General features: G+C 38.6%; 2 protein-coding genes. Both read left to right on the top strand.

Annotated elements, in window-relative coordinates; translation table 11 throughout:
• The coding region (locus D7D25_RS17655; protein ID WP_148038987.1) for a transposase at window positions 1-246 on the top strand (246 nt) is incomplete at its 5' end.
• Entirely contained in the window at window positions 243-1085 is an 843-nt protein-coding gene (locus D7D25_RS17650) for an IS3 family transposase (protein ID WP_122970215.1), read from the top strand. The genes D7D25_RS17655 and D7D25_RS17650, both read left to right, overlap by 4 nt.
• Window positions 1086-1147: the final 62 nt, after the last annotated feature.

Below are 1147 nucleotides of genomic sequence, written 5' to 3'. Positions count from 1 at the left end.
TTTAAAGCTAAAGTCGTATTAGAATCTCTAAAAGAACGCGAAACAATAGAAAGTTTAGCTAAGAAGTATGAACTGCTTCCAACGCAGATATCAGCTTGGAAGGCTCAAGCGTTAGAAAATTTCGGTCAGGTATTCAGTTCAGACAAGCAGCCGCCAAAAGAAAAAACGGTTGACGTAGAAAAGCTCTATTCGCAAATCGGTCAATTGAAAGTAGAGAACGATTTTCTAAAAAAAAAGTTGCAATGAGAAGTGCAGACGAAAGAAAAAAGATGATTGACGGTAATCACGAAACACTGTCTGTTGCTAAGCAGCTGGATCTGGTATCCATTCCCGCCAGCAGTTTTTATTACTTACCCAAAGGGGAAAGTGAAGAAAACTTAGCAATTCTTCGTTTGCTGGATGAGCAGTATTTCAAAACGCCCTTTTATGGTGTTATGCGCCTTACAGCAGCGCTTGTGGGCTTGGGATACAAAATTAACCACAAACGTGTGCGGCGTTTGATGCAAATAGTTGACTGGAAAACCATCTACAGGGAACCTAAGACAACAATAGATAATAAAGAACATAAAAAGTACCCCTACTTGCTTCGAAACCTGAAGATAGAGAGATGCAATCAAGTTTGGGCAACCGACATTACATACATTCCGATGAAAACGGGTTTTATGTACCTGATGGCAGTTATAGATTTGCATAGTCGTTATGTTTTGCATTGGTCTTTGTCCAACACCATGAGTGCCGAATGGTGTGTAGAAGTTTTGAAAGAAACAATAAGTAAACATGGCAAGCCTGAAATTTTCAACACCGACCAAGGCAGTCAATTCACGAGCGATGCATTCGTCAAAGTATTAACTGACAATGAAATAAAAATTTCAATGGATGGTAAAGGGCGTGCTCTCGACAACATTTTTATAGAACGTCTCTGGCGCAGTGTAAAATACGAGCACATCTATTTGAATGTTTACGAAGATGGTTTATCTTTGTGGAAAGGTTTGGACGGATACTTTCGGTTTTATAACCAGGAGCGTCCACATCAATCCTTAAACTATAAAACTCCTGCAGGGTATTATTATACAAAAGCAGCTTAAAAAATTAGGAAAAACTATCTTAACTAAAAGGAAAAATAGTCCAACTAAGTGGGAGTACTATA

Origin of the sequence: Proteiniphilum sp. X52, assembly GCF_003712195.1 — a bacterium.
Lineage (GTDB): Bacteria > Bacteroidota > Bacteroidia > Bacteroidales > Dysgonomonadaceae > Proteiniphilum.
The sequence above is the reverse complement of the archived record's forward strand: the minus strand, read 5'-3'. Positions and strand labels throughout refer to the sequence as shown.

Excerpts from the sequence above, each read along its gene's own strand:
- D7D25_RS17650 (WP_122970215.1), top strand. The coding sequence starts at position 243 with ATGAGAAGTGCAGACGAAAGAAAAAAGATGATTGACGGTAATCACGAA.